The 19735-nt window shown below is 72.4% G+C and carries 15 protein-coding genes; 11 read left to right on the forward strand and 4 right to left on the reverse strand.

The features are described from left to right. Positions 1–12 precede the first annotated feature (12 nt). The 11 genes from OHB01_RS21825 (at position 13) to OHB01_RS21875 (ending at position 12982) form a co-directional block, all read left to right on the forward strand. Positions 13–546: a methylated-DNA--[protein]-cysteine S-methyltransferase gene (locus tag OHB01_RS21825; protein ID WP_142650555.1), complete on the forward strand. Its 534-nt coding sequence runs from the start codon at positions 13–15 to the stop codon at positions 544–546. 28 nt (positions 547–574) lie between these two features. Beyond that, positions 575–1486, forward strand: coding sequence for a tRNA (adenosine(37)-N6)-dimethylallyltransferase MiaA (miaA, locus tag OHB01_RS21830; RefSeq protein ID WP_142650556.1), 912 nt, complete (start codon positions 575–577; stop codon positions 1484–1486). A 9-nt stretch (positions 1487–1495) separates the two neighbouring features. Further along, on the forward strand, positions 1496–2308 hold the full coding sequence (gene dapF / locus OHB01_RS21835; RefSeq protein WP_142650557.1) for a diaminopimelate epimerase: 813 nt from the start codon (positions 1496–1498) through the stop codon (positions 2306–2308). Between the two features lie 74 nt (positions 2309–2382). Next, positions 2383–3150 carry an SCO6745 family protein gene (locus OHB01_RS21840; RefSeq protein WP_328853902.1) on the forward strand — a complete coding sequence of 256 codons (768 nt, stop codon included), beginning with the start codon at positions 2383–2385 and terminating at the stop codon, positions 3148–3150. Between the two features lie 66 nt (positions 3151–3216). After that, entirely contained in the window at positions 3217–5493 is a 2277-nt protein-coding gene (locus OHB01_RS21845; protein ID WP_142650559.1) for a tetratricopeptide repeat protein, read from the forward strand. 57 nt (positions 5494–5550) lie between these two features. Beyond that, positions 5551–6312 carry an SDR family NAD(P)-dependent oxidoreductase gene (locus OHB01_RS21850; RefSeq protein ID WP_260617440.1) on the forward strand — a complete coding sequence of 254 codons (762 nt, stop codon included), beginning with the start codon at positions 5551–5553 and terminating at the stop codon, positions 6310–6312. 552 nt (positions 6313–6864) lie between these two features. Continuing rightward, a complete protein-coding gene (locus OHB01_RS21855) occupies positions 6865–7935 on the forward strand; it encodes a glycine betaine/L-proline ABC transporter ATP-binding protein (protein ID WP_328709523.1) in 1071 nt (356 codons plus the stop codon). Beyond that, positions 7936–9873 (forward strand): ABC transporter permease, encoded by a 1938-nt coding sequence (locus OHB01_RS21860; protein ID WP_328853903.1) that lies wholly within the window; start codon positions 7936–7938, stop codon positions 9871–9873. Then, positions 9870–10853: an ABC transporter substrate-binding protein gene (locus OHB01_RS21865; RefSeq protein ID WP_142650562.1), complete on the forward strand. Its 984-nt coding sequence runs from the start codon at positions 9870–9872 to the stop codon at positions 10851–10853. Before OHB01_RS21860 ends, OHB01_RS21865 begins: the two co-directional genes overlap by 4 nt. Before the next feature lie 175 nt (positions 10854–11028). Further along, complete coding sequence (locus tag OHB01_RS21870) at positions 11029–11979, forward strand: ABC transporter substrate-binding protein (protein WP_142650563.1); 951 nt, start codon at positions 11029–11031, stop codon at positions 11977–11979. A gap of 211 nt (positions 11980–12190) precedes the next feature. Then, positions 12191–12982 (forward strand): HNH endonuclease family protein, encoded by a 792-nt coding sequence (locus OHB01_RS21875; RefSeq protein WP_261985806.1) that lies wholly within the window; start codon positions 12191–12193, stop codon positions 12980–12982. Between the two features lie 140 nt (positions 12983–13122). Here the strand turns inward: OHB01_RS21875 and OHB01_RS21880 are convergent, their stop codons facing one another. From OHB01_RS21880 to OHB01_RS21895, 4 genes are all read right to left on the reverse strand, one after another. Then, positions 13123–16263: a hypothetical protein gene (locus OHB01_RS21880; RefSeq protein WP_328853904.1), complete on the reverse strand. Its 3141-nt coding sequence runs from the start codon at positions 16261–16263 to the stop codon at positions 13123–13125. Further along, the gene (locus OHB01_RS21885) at positions 16260–17633 is read right to left on the reverse strand and encodes an SWIM zinc finger family protein (protein WP_328853905.1); all 1374 of its coding nucleotides are present in this window, start codon (positions 17631–17633) and stop codon (positions 16260–16262) included. The genes OHB01_RS21880 and OHB01_RS21885 overlap by 4 nt, the downstream gene beginning before the upstream one ends. A 366-nt stretch (positions 17634–17999) precedes the next feature. Then, positions 18000–19028 carry a CU044_5270 family protein gene (locus OHB01_RS21890; RefSeq protein WP_328853906.1) on the reverse strand — a complete coding sequence of 343 codons (1029 nt, stop codon included), beginning with the start codon at positions 19026–19028 and terminating at the stop codon, positions 18000–18002. Further along, positions 19028–19567 (reverse strand): RNA polymerase sigma factor, encoded by a 540-nt coding sequence (locus tag OHB01_RS21895; RefSeq protein ID WP_328853907.1) that lies wholly within the window; start codon positions 19565–19567, stop codon positions 19028–19030. Before OHB01_RS21895 ends, OHB01_RS21890 begins: the two co-directional genes overlap by 1 nt. Positions 19568–19735: the final 168 nt, after the last annotated feature.

Below are 19735 nucleotides of genomic sequence, written 5' to 3' on the forward strand. Positions count from 1 at the left end.
AGAATGGGACGCATGGACAGCAGCACGGTGGCGTTCGCGACCGTACCGGCCAAGGTGGGCGACGTGGTCGCCGCCGTCACCGAAGACGGGGTCGTCGCGACGCACTTCCAGGACGGCCCCCGGTTCAGGGAGAGCGTCGCCGATCGTCTCGGGATGGCCGTCGCCGACGACCCGGCCCGTACGGCCGCCGCCCGGGAGGAACTGACGGCCTACTTCCGGGGCGAGCTGAAGGAGTTCCGCGTGCCGGTGGACTGGCGGCTCATGTCGCCGCTCCAGCGGCAGGTCCTCGGCACGTTGTTCGCGACCGTCCCGTACGGCGAGGTGGTGACGTACGGGGAGCTGGCGGCGCGCAGCGGCACGGGGGTCCCGGCGCGGGCCATCGGCTCGATCATGGGCGCCAACCCGATCCCGATCATCGTGCCGTGCCACCGGGTCGTCGCGAGCAACGGGCTCGGCGGCTTCAGCGGCGGCGAGGGCGTGGAGTCCAAGCGGTGGCTGCTCACCCTCGAAGGCCACCTGCCTCCCACCCTGGACTGGGACATCTGACCTCTCCGCCGCTGGGACACTGGAGGGTGTGGGGCAGCTACCTGTGATCGCCGTCGTGGGCGCGACCGCGGCGGGAAAGTCAGATCTCGCCGTCGAGCTGGCGCTCCGGCTGGACGGCGAGGTGATCAACACCGACTCCATGCAGCTCTACGAGGGCATGGACATCGGCACGGCCAAGCTGACCATGCGGGAGCGGCGCGGCGTCCCCCACCACCTGCTGGACCTCTGGCCGGTGACGCGGACCGCCAGCGTGGCGGAATACCAGCGGCTCGTCCGCCCGCTGATCGAGGACCTGCGCTCCCGCGGCAGGGCGCCCGTGCTGGCGGGCGGATCCGGGCTCTACGTGCGCGCCGCGATCGACGACCTGGAGTTCCCGGGCACCGACCCCGACGTGCGGGCCCGGCTGGAGAAGGAGCTCGCCGCGACCGGCCCGGCGCCCCTTTACGAGCGGCTCAAGGGCCTCGACCCGGTGGCCGCGGAGAACATCCTGCCGAGCAACGGCCGCAGGATCGTCCGGGCGCTGGAGGTCATCGAGCTGTCCGGGCGGCCGTTCTCCGCCACGATGCCGTCGTACGACGCCGTCTATGACAGCGTGCAGATCGGCGTCGAGGTGCCGCGGCCGGTGCTCGACGAGCGGATCGAACGCAGGGTCGCCCTCATGTGGGAGGCCGGGCTCGTCGACGAGGTGCGCGCGCTCGCGGCGCGCGGCCTGGCGGAGGGCAGGACCGCCAGCAGGGCGCTCGGGTACGCGCAGGTGCTGCGCTTCCTCTCGGGGGAGTGGACCGAGGAGCAGGCGCGGGAGGAGACGGTGCGCGCCACGCGCAGGTTCGCCCGGCGGCAGGAGTCGTGGTTCCGCCGCGACCCCCGGGTGGTCTGGCTGCCGTTCGACGCGCCCGATCTGGCCGACCGCGCGATCCGCGTGATCACCGAGGCCTCCTAGACTGCTGCCATGCGGTTTCTGAAGGGCCACGGCACCGAGAACGACTTCGTCATCCTGCCGGACGCCGACGCCACGCTCGACCTGTCCCCGGTGGACGTCGCGGCGCTGTGCGACCGGCGCGCGGGCATCGGCGCCGACGGGGTGCTGCGCGTGGTGCGCACCAAGCTCTGTCCCGAGGCGGCCGGGCTGGCCGGCGAGGCCGAGTGGTTCATGGACTACCGCAACGCCGACGGCAGCGTCGCCGAGATGTGCGGCAACGGCGTCCGGGTCTTCGCCCGCTATCTCGTGGACGCGGGCCTCGCGGCGCCCGGCGAGTTCGCCGTCGCCACCCGCGGGGGCCTCAAGCGCGTACGGCTCGGGGCGACGGGCGACGTGACCGTGGACATGGGCATGCCGCGGGTGCTGGGGGACAGCAGCGCGGTGGTCGACGGGCGCGAGTGCCGCGGCGTGAACGTGAACATGGGCAACCCCCACCTGGCGTGCGCCGTGGAGGAGCCGGTGGCGGGGTTCGACCTCGGCCGCGCGCCCGCCTTCGACCGCGGGGTCTACCCCGAGGGCGTCAACGTCGAGATCTTCAACATGCTGGGCGACCACAAGGTGTCGATGCGGGTGCACGAGCGGGGCGCGGGCGAGACGCGGTCGTGCGGCACCGGCGCGGTCGCGACGGCCGTCGCCGCGGCCCATGCCGCCGGGGAGACCACCGGCACCTGGGAGGTCCGGGTCCTCGGCGGCACGGTCACCGTCAGGCTGGAGGAGGACACGAGCTATCTGTCCGGCCCGGCCGTCCTCGTCGCCTCGGGGGAGTGGCCCGCCGTCCTCTGATCGTTCCGGAGGACTTGCAGAATCTTGTTCTGATCCGCCACCGTGAGTCTGGGAGACCGGACCGAGGAGGGCGCATGGACGCGCGTGACGCGGTGGTGGAGACGAAGGCGGTCGTCGGGGCCCTCGGCGGGGGCTTCATGCTCTCCCGCGAGGTCAAGGCGCTGTGCGAGCGGCACGGTCTCGGCCCACGGGAGATGTACTTCCGGGGCAGGTGCGGCGTCCTCGGCGAGGTGGACGCCGACGTCGTGCTCGCGGCGGTCGTCTTCTTCCCGGCCGGGCACGTGCGCGAGTCGTGGGAGGGCGGGCGCAAACTCCCCGCGGAGGAGGCCGCCGCGCTCTACGCAGGGGCCTGCCACGACTGGGGACGGCGCAGGCTCGCCGGCTTCGCAAACGCCGACCGGCTGGCCGAGCTGCTCGCCACCGTCGCCGACGGCGCGGACGTCTACTGCGCGCCGCTGTTCGCCGGATGGCGGGCCATGCCGCGGCCCGACGGCGGGCCCGCCCTCGCGGCACACCTGCTGCACGTCGTGCGGGAACTGCGCGGCGCCTGGCATGCGACGGCCGTGGTGGCGGAGGGACTCGGCCCGCTGGAGGCCACCCTCGTGGGCGCCGCCGACGCCGGGACCCCCGTTCCTTACGGCCGCACCACCGATGTCGCCCGCTTCCTCGCCTGGCCCGAGCCCTACCCCGCGCCGTCGGCGGAGGCGGTGGAGCGCAGGGCCAGGGCAGAGGCGCTGACCGACGACCTCGTCGCCCGCGCGTACGCGGTGCTCGGCCCGGCGGAGCTCACCGAGCTGTGCGCCCTGCTCCGGGAGGCGTCCCTGGCGGGCCGGGCGCGCTGACGCGCCGGGGAGCCGAAGGCCGCGTTCGTTTGGGTCATGGTCGGCAACCTGGCAGACTGACTGCTCATGGACGTGGACATCTGGGCCTGGGTCGGCGGCACCCAGCGCGAACTGCACGAGGCGGGCAACACGGGGCTGGCCATGGCGCTGGGTGACGTGCCCGCGCAGGCGCTGGAGGGCCGTTTCACCCAGCTCGACGTCGTGGCGCCGGCGATCGCGCAGCACGCGGAGACGCTGGAGAAGCCGTGGCTGGAGTTCTTCGCGCGCTACTGGCACCTGCTCGGCCGGGTGGGCGACCGGGCGATCGGCGCGGCGGCGCTCGAGGACGCCGTCGCGCTGGCGGACTTCGCCCAGCGTGACGACGTCAGCGACTGTCCTGCCGCCCCCGGCGCGGTGGAGGTCCTGGCGATGACCCAGGCCAACACCGACGGCCCCGGTTATGCCGAGACCCGGCTCGCCGCCCTGGGCGCCGTCCTCGACGGCGTCGGCCCGGAGTCCCTCGCCTTCTCCGGCCTGGCCACGCAGTACGTCGCGGCGCTGATCGACGCCGGCCAGGCGGCCGAGGCCGTCGCGTACGCCGAGGCGGCGGTCGAGCGCCTGCGCGGAGCGGGCCGAGAGGCGAGCTGGGAGCTGGGCGCCGCCTCCGCGCGTGCCCTGCTCGCCGCCGGGCGCGCGGACGACGCCCTGGCCGCGCTCGACGCCTCGACCGGCTTCAAGCCGGACGACCCGGTCGCGAAGGGCCGCCGCGAGACCCTGCTCAAGTCGCAGGTGCTGGCCACGCTCGGCCGCATCCCGGAGGCCGTCGAAGCGCTGCCCGACCTCGACGTGATCGGCGACCACGCGCGCGAGTGGGTGGAGTGGGCGCGCACGGTCGGCATGCTCACCGAGGGCATCGCCAACACCTGGCAGCTCGGCCGCATCCTGCGACAGTGGATCTCCTACTTCGAGAGCGTGGGCGGCCACCGCGCCAGGTTCGAGCTGGCGCTGACCGCCGGTCACCTGGCCGTCGCGCGGCAGGGCCTGTGGCAGGCCCGCCTGCTGGCCGACTACGCCGAGGCCGCGATCGCCAGTCTCCGCGCCACCGAGGGCCTGGCCGAGCGGGTGGCCGAGCTGCGCGCCGCCGCCGACGCCGCCAAGGAGCTCGCGCCGCCCGGCCCGCGTGACGAGCTCGTCGCCTACTTCGACGCCGCCGACGGCAGCACCGCCGACCCCGAGCGGTGGGTGGGCTGGCTGTGGCCGCTGTCCGGCACCGACCTGGAGGCCACCCGGCGCCACACCACGACGCTCGGCTTCCTCGGCTACGCCCCGGTGGGCGCCGACCTCTACTGGAAGACGATCGTCGAGGACGGCGACCCCGCCGCAGCCGGCGACGACGACATCTCCTACCTCACCGGCCTGCTCATCGAGGCCGGGCAGGACGAGCGGGTGGAGACGCTGGCGGCCCGGCTGCCGGAGACCCGTTCGCACCTCGCGCTCGCCCGGCTGCACCGCGCCCGCGAGCGCTGGGAGCAGACGGCGGCCGAGGCCGAGCAGGCGGTCGCCCACGGAAGCGGCCTGGAGGCGCGCCGTCTGTGGTCGGGCGCGGTGCAGCAGCTCGGCGACAACTCCAAGGCGGCCGAGATCCTCAAGCCGCTCCTCGACTCCGGTGAGGGCGAGGAGGAGGACGTCTGGCGGCTCATCGTGCTGTCCACCGCCGTGGAGGACTGGGCGACCGTTCGTGCCGCCGGCGCCAAGCTCGGCATGCCGATCGAGCCGGGAGAGGGCCCGATCGAGGAGGAGTGGCACCTGGTCCGGGTGATCCTCCCCGCTCCCGACGGCAGCCAGCGGGAGGTGCTCGCCGTACGGACCGGCCCGGCCACCGCGCGCCTCGCGATCCCGCAGCCGCGCGGCATGGAATACAACGCGGGCGACGTGGTCGTGATCGACCCCCGGCCGCTGGAGCCGATCCCGGAGAACGAGCAGGAGCGCGAGAGCTTCGTCATCCCGTTCGCCGGGGTGACGATGCTGCGCCCGGGCGGCTACACGAGCTGGTTCTTCGACGGCGCGGCGCCGTCGGAGGACGAGTGGGCCGAGTTCAACGAGGTCCTCGCCGAGCGCGGCTGGCCCATGTGGGTCTACAGCGACGAGAACTACCGCGTCACCCACCCGGCCACCGGCGAGCAGCTTCCCGGCGTGTTCGGCTGGATCGCGATCCCGCCCACCGTGCGTCCGGCGGAGCTGGACGCCGTTCTCGACGACGTGACCGAGCAGTGGTCCCACCCGCTCGCGTGGCTCGACCTCGCCCGCGAGGTCGGCATCGAGGCCGAGCGGCACGAGCGGATCTCCAAGGAATACGGCCTCTGATCCGTGTCGGCGGAACCTTGCTCTAGAGTCGGTTCGATTCGTGAGCGAGGAGGCGGCGTGATCCTGGACCGGTTCCGTCTTGACGGCAGGGTGGCCATCGTGACGGGGGCCTCGGCGGGGCTCGGCGTCGCCTTCGCCAGGGGTCTGGCGGAGGCGGGCGCCGACGTGGTGATCGGGGCCCGCCGTCCCGAAGGGCTGGAGCGCACCCGGCGGCTGGTCGAGGAGACCGGCCGCCGCTGCCTCGCGGTCCCGACCGACGTGTCGGTCCCCGAGGAGTGTCAGGCCCTCGTCGACGCGGCCATGGGCGAGTTCGGCCGCGTCGACGTGCTGATCAACAACGCGGGCGTCGGCACGGCCGTGCCCGCACTGCGGGAGGCGCCCGGAGAGTTCCGCCGGGTGCTCGACGTGAACCTGAACGGCACCTACTGGATGGCCCAGGCCTGCGCCCGGGTCATGCGGCCGGGCTCGTCGATCGTCAACATCGGCAGCGTGCTCGGCGAGACCACGGCCGGGCTGCCGCAGGCGGCCTACAGCGCGTCGAAGGCCGCTGTCGTCGGGCTCACCCGTGACCTCGCCCAGCAGTGGACCTCGCGACGGGGCATCCGGGTCAACTGCCTGGAGCCGGGTTTCTTCGACTCCGAGATGACCGCGCGGTATCCCGGCGGCTATCTCGACCGCATGCGGGAGCAGCGGGTGCTGATGAAGCGCTCCGGCGATCCGGAGGAGCTCGTCGCCGCCGCCGTCTTCCTCGCCTCTGACGCCGGTTCGTACGTCACCGGGGCCGTGCTCCCGGTCGACGGGGGCATCCTCGTCACCTGAGCCCGTCGTGACACCGCCCGCCCCTCGCCGCGCGGCGTTTTCGGTCCTGAGCCCGTGACGACGTCGGCGCGGCCTCGCCGTGCGGGGTTTCGGTCCGCAGTCCGTGACGACGCGGGCGCCGCCTCGCGGGGCGGCGTTTCGTGACCCGAGCCTGGCGCGGCACCGATGCCCCTCGCCGGGGCCTTCACGCCGAGCCTGCGCGGGGGCGGGCCCTGACGGCACGTGGCCGCGCCGGAGGCAGGCCCTCACGCCGCGCCGCCGCGCCTTCACAACCCGGTACGGCCCGCGAACCAAAAGATCACTGGACGGTCACGATATGGAGATTAGGTGGCATTTTTCACCATAAGAGGGGCAGCAGGGCCCTAGCCTCAGACCTGTTGTCAAAACAGGATCCGTGTTGCGCCTAGCGCAACGCCTGTGCGTGTGCCCTGAGGAGTCGTTGGCCCCCCGCTCTTCATTCACGGCGTGCGAGCGGCAGCCCTCGCGCCGTGCTTTGGCGTTTCCGGGCGTCCACGCCGCCTCGCGGGCGAGCGCCAAGTGAGGGGAATCAGAGTGGGCACAGCCGCGATCGAGGTTCGCGGGCTCTGGAAGATCTTCGGTCCCAAGGCCGACCGGATCATCGGCAGCCCCGACGCAGACCTTGAGCCCGCGCAACTGCGGGCGAAGACGGGGTGCACCGCCGCCGTCAGGGACGTCAGCTTCGAAGTACGCCCAGGCGAGGTCTTCGTCGTCATGGGCCTTTCCGGCAGCGGCAAGTCGACGCTGGTGCGCTGTCTCACCCGGCTGATCGAGCCGACGGCGGGCGAACTGCGCATCGACGGACAGGACGTGCGCGGCATGTCGGCCAAGCAGTTGCGGGAGCTCCGCCGTCACCGGGTGAGCATGGTCTTCCAGCACTTCGGGCTGCTGCCGCACCGCAAGGTCGTGGACAACGTCGGCTACGGCCTGGAGATCCAGGGCGTCGGAAAGGCCGAGCGGCACGAGAAGGCCCGGCGCATCCTGTCGCTGGTCGGGCTGGGAGGCCACGAGGACTCCTATCCGGAGCAGCTTTCCGGCGGCATGCAGCAGCGGGTGGGCCTCGCCCGGGCGCTCGCCGTCGACCCCGAGGTGCTGCTGTTCGACGAGCCGTTCAGCGCGCTCGACCCGCTGATCCGCCGCGACATGCAGGCCGAGGTCATCCGGCTGCACCGCGAGGTCGGCAAGACGATGGTCTTCATCACCCACGACCTGTCCGAGGCGCTCAAGCTCGGCGAGCGCATCGCGATCATGCGGGCGGGCGCGATCGTGCAGGTGGGCACCCCCGAGGAGCTGGTGGGCGCGCCCGCCGACGACTACGTGGCCGACTTCGTGCGGGACGTTCCCCGGGCGCAGGTGCTGTCGCTGCGCTGGATCTGCCGTGCCCCCGAGCCCGATGAACCGCTCGACGGTCCCGAGCTCCCCGCCGACACCGTCATCCACGACGCGGTCCCGGCCGCGATGGCGTCCGACCGGCCCATCCGGGTCGTCTCCGGCGGCGAGCTGGTCGGCGTGGTGAGCCGGGTCGACCTCCTCGGCGCGGTGCGGCCGGACTCCCAGCCCGTGGTGGCCGGGGCCTCCGCCGGCGCCACCGGTGGGGAGGCGTAGATGGTGAGCGCGCCTGTGCGGGTCGCGCCGCCCGTTGAGGCCCCGGCGCGGGCCCGGCGCCTGCCGCGGTGGGTCGCGCCGGTCGTCGGCGTGGTCGCGGTGGTGGTCCTCTACGTGGCCTTCCGCGGCAAGGCCGTGCTGCCGCACGACGACGACGCCACCCTGTTCCACTGGCTCAACGACGCCCGCGACTGGGTCGACGCCAACCGCAACAGCAGCCCGATCTTCCTGTACGTCGTCAACTACATCCGCCTGGGCGCGGCCGGAGTCTACGACGCGATCCAGGCCGTCCTGGTCGCGCTCGGCTGGCCCGGACTCCTCGGGCTGGCCGCCGGGCTCGGCTGGCTGGCCGGCGGGTGGCGGATCGCGCTCGTCTCGTTCGCCGGTTTCGCCGGCGTCGGCGTGCTCGGGTTCTGGGAGGCGAGCGTCGAGACGCTCGCGCTGACCCTGTCCTCGGTGGTGCTGTCGCTGCTGTTCGGCATCCCGCTGGGGATCTGGGCGGGCCGCTCGCCCCGCGTACGGCGGATCGTGACGCCGGTGCTCGACGTCATGCAGATCATGCCGACGTTCTCGTACCTGTCGCCGATGGTGCTGCTGTTCCTCATCGGCCCGGCGTCGGCGACGATCGCCACGATGATCTACGCGATGCCGCCCGCGATCAGGATCACCGCGATGGCCATCGAGCGGGTCTCCGGTGTGGCGGTGGAGGCGTCGGAGTCGCTGGGCGCCACCGGGTGGCAGACACTGGGCAAGGTCCGTCTGCCGCTGGCGCTCAACACGATCATGCTGGGTGTCAACCAGACCATCGCCGCGGCGCTGTCGATGGTGCCGCTGACGGCGCTGATCGCGGCGCCCGGGCTCGGCGAGGACCTGCTCCGCGCGCTCGCCCGGGTCAACGTGGGCGCCGCGCTGGTGCCCGGCGTCGCCATCGTGCTGATCGCCATCGTGCTCGACCGCATGACGCGGGCGGCGGCGCAGCGGCGCGAGGGCGGCACCCGGGCGCGGGCCGTCCGCTGGGGCGGGTTCGCCGTCCTGACGGCGGCGGGGCTCGCCCTGCTCCCCGTGCTGGCGCAGGACTTCCCCGAGCAGTGGGAGGTGCAGATCGTCCGGCCGATCAACGACGTGGTCGACTGGATCGAGGCGCACTGGTACACCTTCACCGGCTTCCTCAACGACGCAGTGGCGTACGGCCTGCTCAACCCGCTGCAGGACGTGCTGACCAGCGCGCCGTGGTGGCTGGTCACCGCGGCGGTGCTGGTGTTCGCCTGGCGGGTGAGCGGGATGGCGGCCGGTCTGGTCGCCACCGCCTGCCTCCTGTGCGTCGCCGCGCTGCAGCTGTGGGAGCACGCCATGGAGACGCTGACGTTGGTGCTGGTCGCCTCGGTGATCACCATCGCCGTGGGGCTCGCGCTCGGCGTGGCGGCGGCGCGGTCGCGGTGGTTCGCCGCCGGGCTGCGCCCGCTGCTGGACGCGGCGCAGACGATGCCCTCGTTCTCCTACCTGCTGCCCGCCGTCGCCCTGTTCGGCAACGGCCGATTCACGGCGATCACCGCGTCCTTCATCTACGCGGTGCCGGTGGTCGCCCGCCTCGTCGAGGACGGCCTGCGCGCGGTCCCCGGGACCGTCGTGGAGGCGGCGCGCTCCGCGGGCTCCACGGACCGGCAGCTGCTGTGGAAGGTCCAGCTGCCGATGGCGCGCGGTTCGCTGCTGCTCGCGGCGAACCAGGGCATCGTCATGACGCTGGCGATGGTGGTCATCGGCGCGCTGGTCGGCGCCGGGGCTCTTGGATACGACGTCGTGGCCGGGTTCGCGCAGCAGGAGGACTACGGAAAGGGCCTCGCCGCCGGCGTCGCCCTGGTCCTCCTCGGAGTCATGCTCGACCGGATCACGCAAGGCGCCAACGGGCGCCGCTCTCCCCACAAGAAGAGGAACGCATGAAGAAGTTACGCCTGATCGCAGGGGTGCTCGCTCTCGGCCTCGGCGTGGCCGCCTGCGGAGGCGCCAAGGTAGAGGACGACTCCGCGGCGGCGCCGAGCGCGAGCGCCGCGGGCTCCGCGGCCGCTCCGGGTTCCGCGGGCACCGTCAAGATGGCCATCAACGGCTGGGTCGGCTACGAGGCCGACGCGGCGGTGGTGTCGTACCTGCTGGAGCACGAGCTCGGCTACAAGGTCGAGAAGGTGACCCTCGCCGAGGAGCCGTCCTGGCAGGGCATGGAGTCCGGTGACGTCGACGTCATCATGGAGAACTGGGGTCACCCCGACCTCAAGAAGAAGTACATCGAGGAGAAGCAGGTCGCCGTCGAGGCGGGCAGCACCGGCAACAAGGGCGTCATCGGCTGGTACGTGCCCGAGTGGATGGTGGAGAAGTACCCCGACATCACCGACTGGAAGAACCTGAACAAGTACGCCGACCTGTTCAAGACCTCCGAGTCGGACGGCAAGGGCCAGATGCTGGACGGCGACCCGTCCTTCGTCACCAACGACGAGGCGCTGGTCAAGAACCTCAAGCTCGACTACAAGGTGGTCTACGCGGGCAGCGAGGCCGCGCTGATCAAGGCCGCCAAGCAGGCGACCGACCAGAAGAAGCCGCTGCTCATGTACTTCTACGAGCCGCAGTGGCTGTTCAACCAGGTCAAGCTGGTCAAGGTCAACCTCCCTGCCTACACGGAGGGCTGTGACAGCGACCCCAAGAAGGTCGCCTGTGACTACCCGCCGTACGACCTCGACAAGATCGTGAGCAAGAAGTTCGCCGACACCGGCGGCAAGGCTTACGAGCTGATCAAGGCCTTCCAGTGGACGAACGACGACCAGAACGCGGTCGCGGACGACATCACCAACAACGGGATGTCGCCCGAGGACGCGGCCAAGAAGTGGGTGGAGGCCAACCCCACCAAGTGGCAGGCCTGGATGCCGAAGTGATCCAGGTCGTGCCGGTGTTCCGCCCGTCCGGGCGCTGAACGCACGCGTCGGCCGCGATCCCCGCGATCGCGGCCGATCCCGCGTGTTGTGGAATACTCTGCCGGTGTCGCCGCGGCCCCGCCGTTCGCGTTCCGCGCCCGCACGACCCGCCCGTACGAAATCAAAGAGGCTAGATATGAGGATCCGTCTCCTTGCCGGCGTGCTGACGCTCGCGCTGGTCATGACCGCCTGCAGTGGCGGGAGTTCGGATGACGCCGCCGGGGCAGGCGCCGGGAGCGGCACGAAGACCGTACGACTCGCGATCAACCCCTGGATCGGCTACGAGGCCAGCGCCGCGGTCGTCGCCTATCTCCTCGAGCACGAGCTCGGCTACAAGGTCGAGAAGGTCGAGAGCGGCGAGGCGGACTCCTGGAAGGGCTTCGAGAAGGGCACGGTCGACGCCGTGCTGGAGAACTGGAGCCACCCGGAGCTGAAGAAGGAGTACATCGAAGACAAGAAGGTCGCGATCACCGCGGGTGAGAACGGCAACAAGGGCGTCATCGGGTGGTACGTCCCGGAGTGGATGGTCCAGAAATATCCGGACATCACGGACTGGCACAACCTGCCCAAGTACAAGGACCTGTTCAAGACCGACAAGAGCGACGGTCTCGGCCAGTTCCTCGCGGGCGACAAGTCCTTCGTCACCAACGACGAGGCGCTGATCAGGAACCTGAACCTGCCCTACAAGGTGGTCTACTCCGGCAGTGAGGACGCGCTGATCGCGGCGGCCCGCAAGGCCACCGAGAACGAGACCCCGCTGCTGATGTACTTCTACGAGCCCCAGTGGCTGTTCAACCAGCTCAAGCTCGTCAAGATCAACCTGCCGCCGTACGCCATCGGGTGCGACGCCAACGTCAAGACGATCAAGTGCGACTATCCGCCGTACCTGCTCGACAAGGTCGTCAGCGTGAAGTTCGCCAAGACCGGCGGCAAGGCGTACGAACTGATCAAGAACTTCGTCTGGACCAACGACGACCAGAACGCCGTGGCCTACGACATGGCGGTGAACAAGATGAGCGCCGAGAACGCCGCCCGCAAGTGGGTCGAGGCCAACAAGATCGTCTGGCAGGACTGGATCCCCGCCTGATCCACCGCATCTGATCCACGGCAGCCGGTCAACCGCATTTGATCAACCGCATCTGAACAACGGGGCCTTCCATCGGGCCCGGTCGAGGGGGCGTGGCACGCACGGCGTGCCACGCCCCTCGTCATGCGCCGAGATCTTGCGCGCGCCTCCTTTGCCACTTATTTGCACTTTGCTATATCTGAGGGGGACATTTCATTACCTAGGGGTGGCTGTGGGCGGGCGTGGAACCCGGTCGATCGCCGTGTCGATCACCGGACTCTCGATGGCGGTGGCCGTGCTCGCGGGCTGCGGGCCGATGCCGGAACTCGACGGCGACCTCGCGAGCAAGGGCGGCGGCACGAGCAGCGGCGCGCAGGGCGACGCCGGGACGGAGCGTGGCGTCAACCCGCTCGACAACCCCGACGGCACCGGCCCTGGCCTCAAGCCGATCACGTCGGACAAGGACCGGGCGAAGGCCCGCGAGCTGATCGACAAGGTGGCGACGAAGGGCCGGGGGTCGAAGACCGGCTATGACCGCGACAAGTTCGGCTACGCCTGGGCCGACAACGTGGACGACGTCCCCTGGGGGCGCAACGGCTGCGACACCCGCAACGACCTGCTCAAGCGCGACGGCCGGGACGTCAAATATCGCGACGGGTCCAACTGCGTCATCGTCTCCATGACCCTGTACGACCCCTACACCGGCAAGACGATCGACTGGACCAAGTCGAAGGCGGCGGCGGTCCAGATCGACCACGTCATGCCCCTGTCGTACGACTGGCAGATGGGCGCGTCGCGGTGGAGCGAGAGCAAGCGCAAGCAGATCGCCAACGACCCGCTCAACCTGATCCCCGTCGACGGCTCCACCAACGGCTCCAAGGGCGACTCGGGGCCGGCCACCTGGCTGCCGCCCAGCCGCGACATCCGCTGCTCCTACGTCGTGCGGTTCGCCCAGGTCGCCCTCAAGTACGACCTGCCGGTGACCTCCGCCGACAAGGCGGCCATGCTGGAGCAGTGCAAGTGAGCCGGTCCGGTCACCGGTAGACGACGCATCCGCCGGACGTCGTCTGCGCGCACGATCGGCCCCGCACGCTGCCGGAACGTCCGCGCTCCTTCTCTGACAAGACGGACGATCTCAGGCCGGATCGTTCCGGCAGCGCCCCGTCATCCGGCGAGCAGGTCGCGCAGGCGCGCGCACTCCCGGGTGAAGCGGCTCGCCCGGCCGGTGGCGGCGTGCGCCGACACCGCCGGGATCTCGCCGCGGGCGCCCACCCAGACGGCCACGTCGGCGGCGAACCTCACCGCCTCGGTGTGGGCGACGGCCGGCCGCTCCCCGGTGGAGGGCAGCAGGCCGGGCAACAGGGTCCGCACGATCTCCCACACCTGCTCGTGCGCCCCCTTATGCGCGGCCTCCCGCAGCGACGCGAGCACCGGACGGGGCTCGAGCCTGGTGCGGCGGATCAGCAGCGCGATCTGACGGCCGACCGCCTCGGCGTCCAGTGCTCCCCGGCTGGTCATCCGCAGCAGCAGGGGCACCGAGCCGGGGTGGCTCGTGGCCAGGAAGTAGGCCAGGATGAGCGAGGTCGCGTCCCCGATCGGGCCGTCGGCGTCCGCCACGCCCTTCAGATGAGGCGGATAGACCCCTGGATGGTTCCACTGATAGAGCAGGTGGGGCAGGTAGTTGACGGAGACGACCTCGCGGTGCGACGGAAGGATCGACGGCCACCACTCCATGGCGTATCCGTGATCGTCCCAGCACCACTTCGACGGCTCGCGCAGCAACTCGTCGATGAGAGGGTGCCCGGTCGGCTCCGCTCGCAGCAGCGGCACCAGCCGCACCCGCTCGACGTGCACCGGGTCGCGCTCCTCGAACAGGTACTCATGGGCACCCTCGACGTAGCCCCACTTCACCCCGGCTTCCGGATCGGGCAGGCCGCCCCGGGCAAGCCAGCCGCCGACGGCCGACGCCGCCTGCGATCCCACGCGTGCGGCGCGCTCGGCCGCGACCGGGTGCGCCCCCCGTGGCAGCCGTAGCAACGCCTGCTGCAGGTCGGCGGGCAGCGGCTCCGTGCCCGCGGCGGCGCACAGCTCCAGCCGGTCCACCAGCACGCCGGGATCGAGGTGCCCGGTGGTCACCGTCGGCGTCGCCAGCAGGACGGGAGGCAGCGTCCCATCCCGGAGCGCCCGGTAGATCTCGCTGAGCCGGTGCAGCAGGAACATGTGCGGCGGGGAGACGCGCGCGGGCTCCGGCAGCCGGGCGCGGCGGCGGAACTCCACCGCGGGGTCCGGCTCCTCCGGCTTGCCGAACAGCGGCCGGAAGCCGAAATACGTGATCCCCACGCGGAAGTCCGGCTCGGCGGGATCGCGGGGAGGCACGGGCAGGCCGTCGCGCATCGCCGCCACCCGCTCGGCGGAGACTCCGAGCTCACGGATCTGGCGGAAGATCTCCTCCCGGACGTGCTCCGGCAGATTGCCGAAGGCCGGCTCCGGTGCGGCCTCGCCCTCCGCACTGTCTTCGTCTTCCGCGTCGCCTTCGTTTTCCAGCCAGGCAGGCCCGGCAGGGTCGTCCAACGCGGGATGCCTGCCCAGTGCGGCAGGGTCGTCCAGTGCGGCAAGGTCGTCCAGTGCGGCAGCGTCGTCCGGTGCGGTGTGCCCCTCCGGTCCGGCATGGCCGTCCGGCTCGTGATCGTGGCCCTCCGGCTCGTCGGGCGGTACGGCGCTCACGCTCACGGAGAAGCTCGATCCCGCCCAGGGATCGACGGGTTCCGGATCGGGCACACCGGGATCGGTGCCGGGAGTGATCACCTCCTTCGCCATGGCGGCGATCCAGGCGTCCGGATCGAGCCAGCACTCCATGTCGTACAGATGGGGGGAGTAGTCCCCGAAGGCAGGGAGGAGCGCCTCGCGCAGGGCCGCCCGATCGCTGCCCACCCGCTCGACGAAATCGGCGAGCCACTGCTCGCACGCCTCCCACCCGTACGGCGCCCTTGTGGCCCAATCCACGGCCCGCAGGGGGAACGGGCCGGGCTCGGGGAAGACGGGCAGCGGCGCGGGGGTGAACGGTTCCGGCGTCTCCTCGGCCGCGACCTCGCCGCCGAACACCGCGGCGAGCTCCCGGCCGAGATCGGCGGGCAGCAGTGGAACCGCCTCGGCGATCGGCTTGGCGTCCCTACCGAACGCCGCGGCGTGCCTGAGCGCGATCCGTACGGCTCGCCGCCGCTCGTCGTCGGACGTGTGGGCGAACGCCGTGACGAGCGCGGGAGCGAGTTCGCCGGCGCGAGCGGGACTCCGCCGCACCTCCCGGTCCAGCAGGGTCAGGCCGGCGCGGGCGAGCTTGGCCTCGGGCCTGAAGGTCAGCGCCTCGATCGCCTCCTGGACGTCGGCGTCGTCGTGGAGGCCGCAGCGGTTGATCTGGGTGAGGGCCAGCTCGGCGACCGGACCGGGGGCGGCGGGGAGCAGCCGCAGGTAGCCACGGGCCCGCTCGGCCGCCTCCTGCGGCGTGGGGCCGACCAGTCCGTGCAGGCGCACGAAGAAGCGCAGGTCCGCGGCGTTGCCCCCGCGCAGAAACCGGCTCACGCAGCCGTCGAGGAGCTCCGCACGCGACACCCGCCCGGCCTCCAGCAGCCGCTGGACCAGGGAGAACCACCGGGTGGGCGTCGGCGTGAGCCGTTCCTCGCGCAGGGCGCGGCCCGCGCCCTCGGCGTGGAAGATCCGCGGCAGCAGCGGGCCGAGCAGGGGATCGTCGTCCGCCGCCTCGCCCGTCAGCCACGCGACGACGAGCATGTCGTGCGCGGGCGGCGTGATGCCGGAGGCCCGCAGCAGCGCGAGCACCAGCGGGGCGATCCGATCGTCGCCTGGCCTGCGGATTTTCAGGGCGAGCCGGGCCGCCACGTCGGCCTGCCACTCGGCCGGGCGGGTGACCAGCACCCGGACCACCTCGGCCTGGCTCGGGGCCGGCGCCCACTCCGGGTAGAGCTCGCGGCGGGTCAGCCACGCCGCCGCGGCGGCGGGCCCCGAGATGGTCCCCGCGCCCGCGATCCGCAGGACCGTGCCGAACTCGGAGAGGGCGTCCCGCACCGTGCGGCGGCGCTCCCAGGCGAGCCAGGGGTCCTCGTCGTCGAGGCCCTGACCCCGCTCGCTCTCGCGGGCCATCTGCATGGCGGTGTCGCGCATCTCCGTGAGGAAGCCCGGCAGCCGCTTCGCCACCTCGGCGCGCTCGGCCTCGGTGAGGGCGATCACGCGGTCGGCCAGCGTCTTCGTCTCACGCGCCGTGATGAGGTCGCGCACCTCCTGCCAGGCGCTCATCGTGCCGCCTCCGGGCTCGTCTCCACGACCGTCCGCATGTCGGCGTCCGTGACGGATCGCGCGGCGATTCTCGCCGCGAGCACGTGTTTGCACGGCCCGCGTGAGCCGCGATGGTCCCACCACCAGGGGCAGGTGCACGATCCGTCGGTCAGGCCGACCTCCCGCAGCCCGCCGTCGGTCCGTACGCGCGCCGTGTCACCCGTGACCTCCACGGCGCCCGCCGCGACCAGCGCCCGCGCGGACGTCAGCCGCGGGTTGAGGTGCCGCACGTGCTCCCGGTCATAGGGAAGCTCACGGTGGAAGTACGCCGCGTCGGACAGGTCGTAGCCGACGCGCCCGGCCGTGCCGAGCTGGGTGAGCGCGGCGCGCACGCGCGTCGGCGACAGCCCGGCGCGGTCGGCCAGCAGGCCGATCTCCACCTCGGGCTCGAAGTTGAGCAGCATCCCCACCACGTCGGCGTCGGTCTCGGCCTCGTCGGTGGCGAGGTCGGCGAGCACCGCGCCCTCGCCGGAGAACCCGCGCCAGCGCTCGGGCGACAGGACCAGCGTGTATCGCATGCCGGGCAGCTCCAGCTCCCACGCGCTCGACGCCGGGCCGCCGGGGGACGCCGGGCCGTACACCTTGAGGCCCCGGGCGAAGCGCAGCAGGGGCAGCAGCGTCGCCAGGCGGCCCACGCCGGACAGGCACACCGATCCGGGGCCGGGCCGGTCCGAGACGCGCAGATCGCGGCCCGCCGGGGCGACCCACAGGTCGGCCGTCGCCCGCTTGGGCAGGGACCGCAGGAACCGCACCGCGCTCATCCCCGGCAGCTCGGCCCGCAGGTCCATCCGCGCCGCGATCACCTGAACCTCGGCGAACCCCCGCAGCCACCGCTCGGGCAGCGGCACCTTCTTCTCCACCACCGCGCCGTCGAGTGTGGTCACCGTGAGCTCGTCCGCGCCGACCCCGAGGTGCAGCGGGTCGCGCGGGCCCACGCGGGCCAGCGCCTCCCGCAGCGGGCCGTTGACGTCGACATTGGTCGTCCCCCGGTCGAACACCTCGCCGTCCAGTGCGTCCCAGAGCAGGTCCAGCCGGGCGTACACACCGCCGCAGGCGGAGAACGACTCGAGCCGCAGCCGGTCGCCGCCGCACGTGACGACCGGATCGCGGGTCCACCCCGGACGCGGCTGGTGATAACGGGTGAGGGCCACGTCGGCCACGCCCAGCAGCGCCGCCGCCGCGGGCGCCGCCTGGGTCACCACCCCGCTGAAGAACCTCGGCGCAACGGCGGGGCCGCTCAGGGCCCTGCCCCCGGACGTCGAGAGCCCGAGACGCCCGTCCACCAGCATCGAAGGCGCGGCGTAGCAATACGCCTGCGTCGCGTTTGTCATGTGCCGGAGGCTAGAGATCACCACTGACAAATCTCCGCCCGGACGCGCGCCCCGGACGGGCGCCCGGGACACCCCCGCGCCCGGGACACCCGCCGGGCCCTGGGCATCCACCGCGCGCCGGGCGGTGGGCGGGGGAGCCCGGGCGCGCAAGGCGGTGGGGGCGAACCCCTCGCGATCCTCGTCACTCCGGGAGAGAGCGGTGCGTGGGGTGATGGGCGGGGGCACCCCCGGCACCCCCGGGCACTCCGGGCGTGCGGGGCGCGAACCCCGCCCGAACCTTGTGCCGCTCGCTCCGTGCGATCCGCGTTACCGGGCTCCGCATCGCCGCTCGATTCGCGACACCGCGGGATCGAGCGGCGTGCGGGGTCAGTCGCAGCCGGCGGCGGGGTCGTCCACCTTCGGCGCGGTGTCGTCGGCCGTGACCTCCAGCTGGGCGGTCGAGGCCACGAGGCTCCCGACGGGCGCCTTCGCCTCCTTCTCGTCCACGACGATGCCGCGCTCGCCGAGCAGCTCATAGCTGGAGGGGTCGAAGATGATCTCCTGGCGCACCCCGCCGGAGACCCGGCCGACGCCGATGCCGGTCCGTCCGGCCGCGTCCTCGACACTCTCGTCGACCGTGACCCCGGGGATCGTGGCGGCGGCATTGAACAGCGCCTTGCGCTGGGGTGCCGGCACGTACGTCTCCCGCAGCAGGTCGCCGACGGCCGTCCACGCGCCGGTGTCGGGCGGGTTGTCGCCGCGCGGCCGGCCGTACAGGTAGGCGCGCATCTCCTCCGGGTCGGTGGGCAGCTTCTTCAGGTTCGTGTAGGCGGTGTCCCGCACGCTGTTGCAGGCAGGGAGCCGCATCCACTCGGTGCCCTTCCGCTGGTACGCCTCCGGCGGGATCGGCCAGCCGGGGTACGCCCGGGGCTCCAGATGCTCGACCTTCAGCGCGCCGTCCCTCGTGCCGTCGGCCGACAGCCAGATCGTCCGCTTCGTCCGGTAGAGGTAACGAGATTGCTTCTTGTCCTCGCCGACCACGTCGGCCTCGTACATCGTCTGGGAGCTGACCTTGACGAACTGGTCGTCGCGCAGGGACAGGTCGGTCACCGCGCGGGCCGCCTTGCCCAGCACCTCCTCGGCCGACATGTTCGACACCTTCGGCAGGCTCACGACCCCGGCGCTCACCGCCACCGGCCGGGGCTCCGGCTCCGCCGGGCTCGTGATGACGGCGGTGACGCCCGCCGCGGCGAGCAGCGCCGTCCCGCCCGCCAGGAACAGGTAGGGACGCGGGCGGGGACGGACGGGACGCTTCGCCGGGTCGGTCAGCCGCCGCCGCACGGCCGCCTTGGCCGCCAGGGAGTAGGGGGCGACGTCGGGCCGTTCCCGCGCCACCAGGTCGATCTCGTCGGTCATCACAGGTTCTCCTCGGGAAGGTCGAGATGGCGGCGCAGCTTCGCGCGCACGCGGTGCAGGCGCGAGCGGACCGTGCCGATGGGGATCTTCAGCGCCTCGGCCGCCTCCTCGTAGGAGAGGTCGGCCCAGGCGACCAGCAGGAGCACGTCGCGTTCGGCGGTCGACAGCCTGGCCAGCGCGGCGGCGAGGGCGGGCCGCAGGACGGCGGCGCTCGCCCGTTCCGCTCCGCGTTCCTCCTCGTGGAGGCCGCGCTCGTCGGCGTCGCGCGGCGCGCGGGCGAGCGCCCGCAGCCGCCGGATCTCCGAGCGGCGGTGCCCGGAGATGAGGTTGGCGGCGATGCCGTACAGCCAGGGCCGGGCGTCCGGCCGCGAGGCGTCGTAGCGGTGCCGCTTGCGGAACGCCACGAGGAACGTCTCGGCCGTCACGTCGTCGGCGTGCTCGGGTCCGAGACGGCGACCGGCGTAGGCGTGGATCTCGTCCGCGTGCCGGTCGAAGACGCCCGCGAACCGCTCGGGCGCGGTCAGCGACGCCTCGATCAACCGCGCGTCGCTCGGCTCGCCGTCATGCGGTCGAGTGTCATGCGGTCGAGCGTCGTGCGGCCGAGCGTCGTGCGGCCGGGCATCGTGCGGCCGGGCGCTGTATGGGCCGGCGGCGGGGGGATCGGCGGCGCGCGGTTCGGCCCCGTCCAGTGCGGCCTGGTACGGCCT

This window comes from Microbispora hainanensis (assembly GCF_036186745.1).
GTDB lineage: Bacteria > Actinomycetota > Actinomycetes > Streptosporangiales > Streptosporangiaceae > Microbispora.

What these genes read in the sequence shown, in the direction of transcription:
- OHB01_RS21825 (WP_142650555.1), top strand. Translation starts at nt 13, where the DNA reads ATGGACAGCAGCACGGTGGCGTTCGCGACCGTACCGGCCAAGGTGGGC.
- dapF (WP_142650557.1), top strand. Translation starts at nt 1,496, where the DNA reads ATGCGGTTTCTGAAGGGCCACGGCACCGAGAACGACTTCGTCATCCTG.
- OHB01_RS21840 (WP_328853902.1), top strand. Translation starts at nt 2,383, where the DNA reads ATGGACGCGCGTGACGCGGTGGTGGAGACGAAGGCGGTCGTCGGGGCC.
- OHB01_RS21845 (WP_142650559.1), top strand. Translation starts at nt 3,217, where the DNA reads ATGGACGTGGACATCTGGGCCTGGGTCGGCGGCACCCAGCGCGAACTG.
- OHB01_RS21860 (WP_328853903.1), top strand. Translation starts at nt 7,936, where the DNA reads ATGGTGAGCGCGCCTGTGCGGGTCGCGCCGCCCGTTGAGGCCCCGGCG.
- OHB01_RS21865 (WP_142650562.1), top strand. Translation starts at nt 9,870, where the DNA reads ATGAAGAAGTTACGCCTGATCGCAGGGGTGCTCGCTCTCGGCCTCGGC.
- OHB01_RS21870 (WP_142650563.1), top strand. Translation starts at nt 11,029, where the DNA reads ATGAGGATCCGTCTCCTTGCCGGCGTGCTGACGCTCGCGCTGGTCATG.
- OHB01_RS21880 (WP_328853904.1), bottom strand. Translation starts at nt 16,263, where the DNA reads ATGAGCGCCTGGCAGGAGGTGCGCGACCTCATCACGGCGCGTGAGACG.
- OHB01_RS21885 (WP_328853905.1), bottom strand. Translation starts at nt 17,633, where the DNA reads ATGACAAACGCGACGCAGGCGTATTGCTACGCCGCGCCTTCGATGCTG.
- OHB01_RS21890 (WP_328853906.1), bottom strand. Translation starts at nt 19,028, where the DNA reads ATGACCGACGAGATCGACCTGGTGGCGCGGGAACGGCCCGACGTCGCC.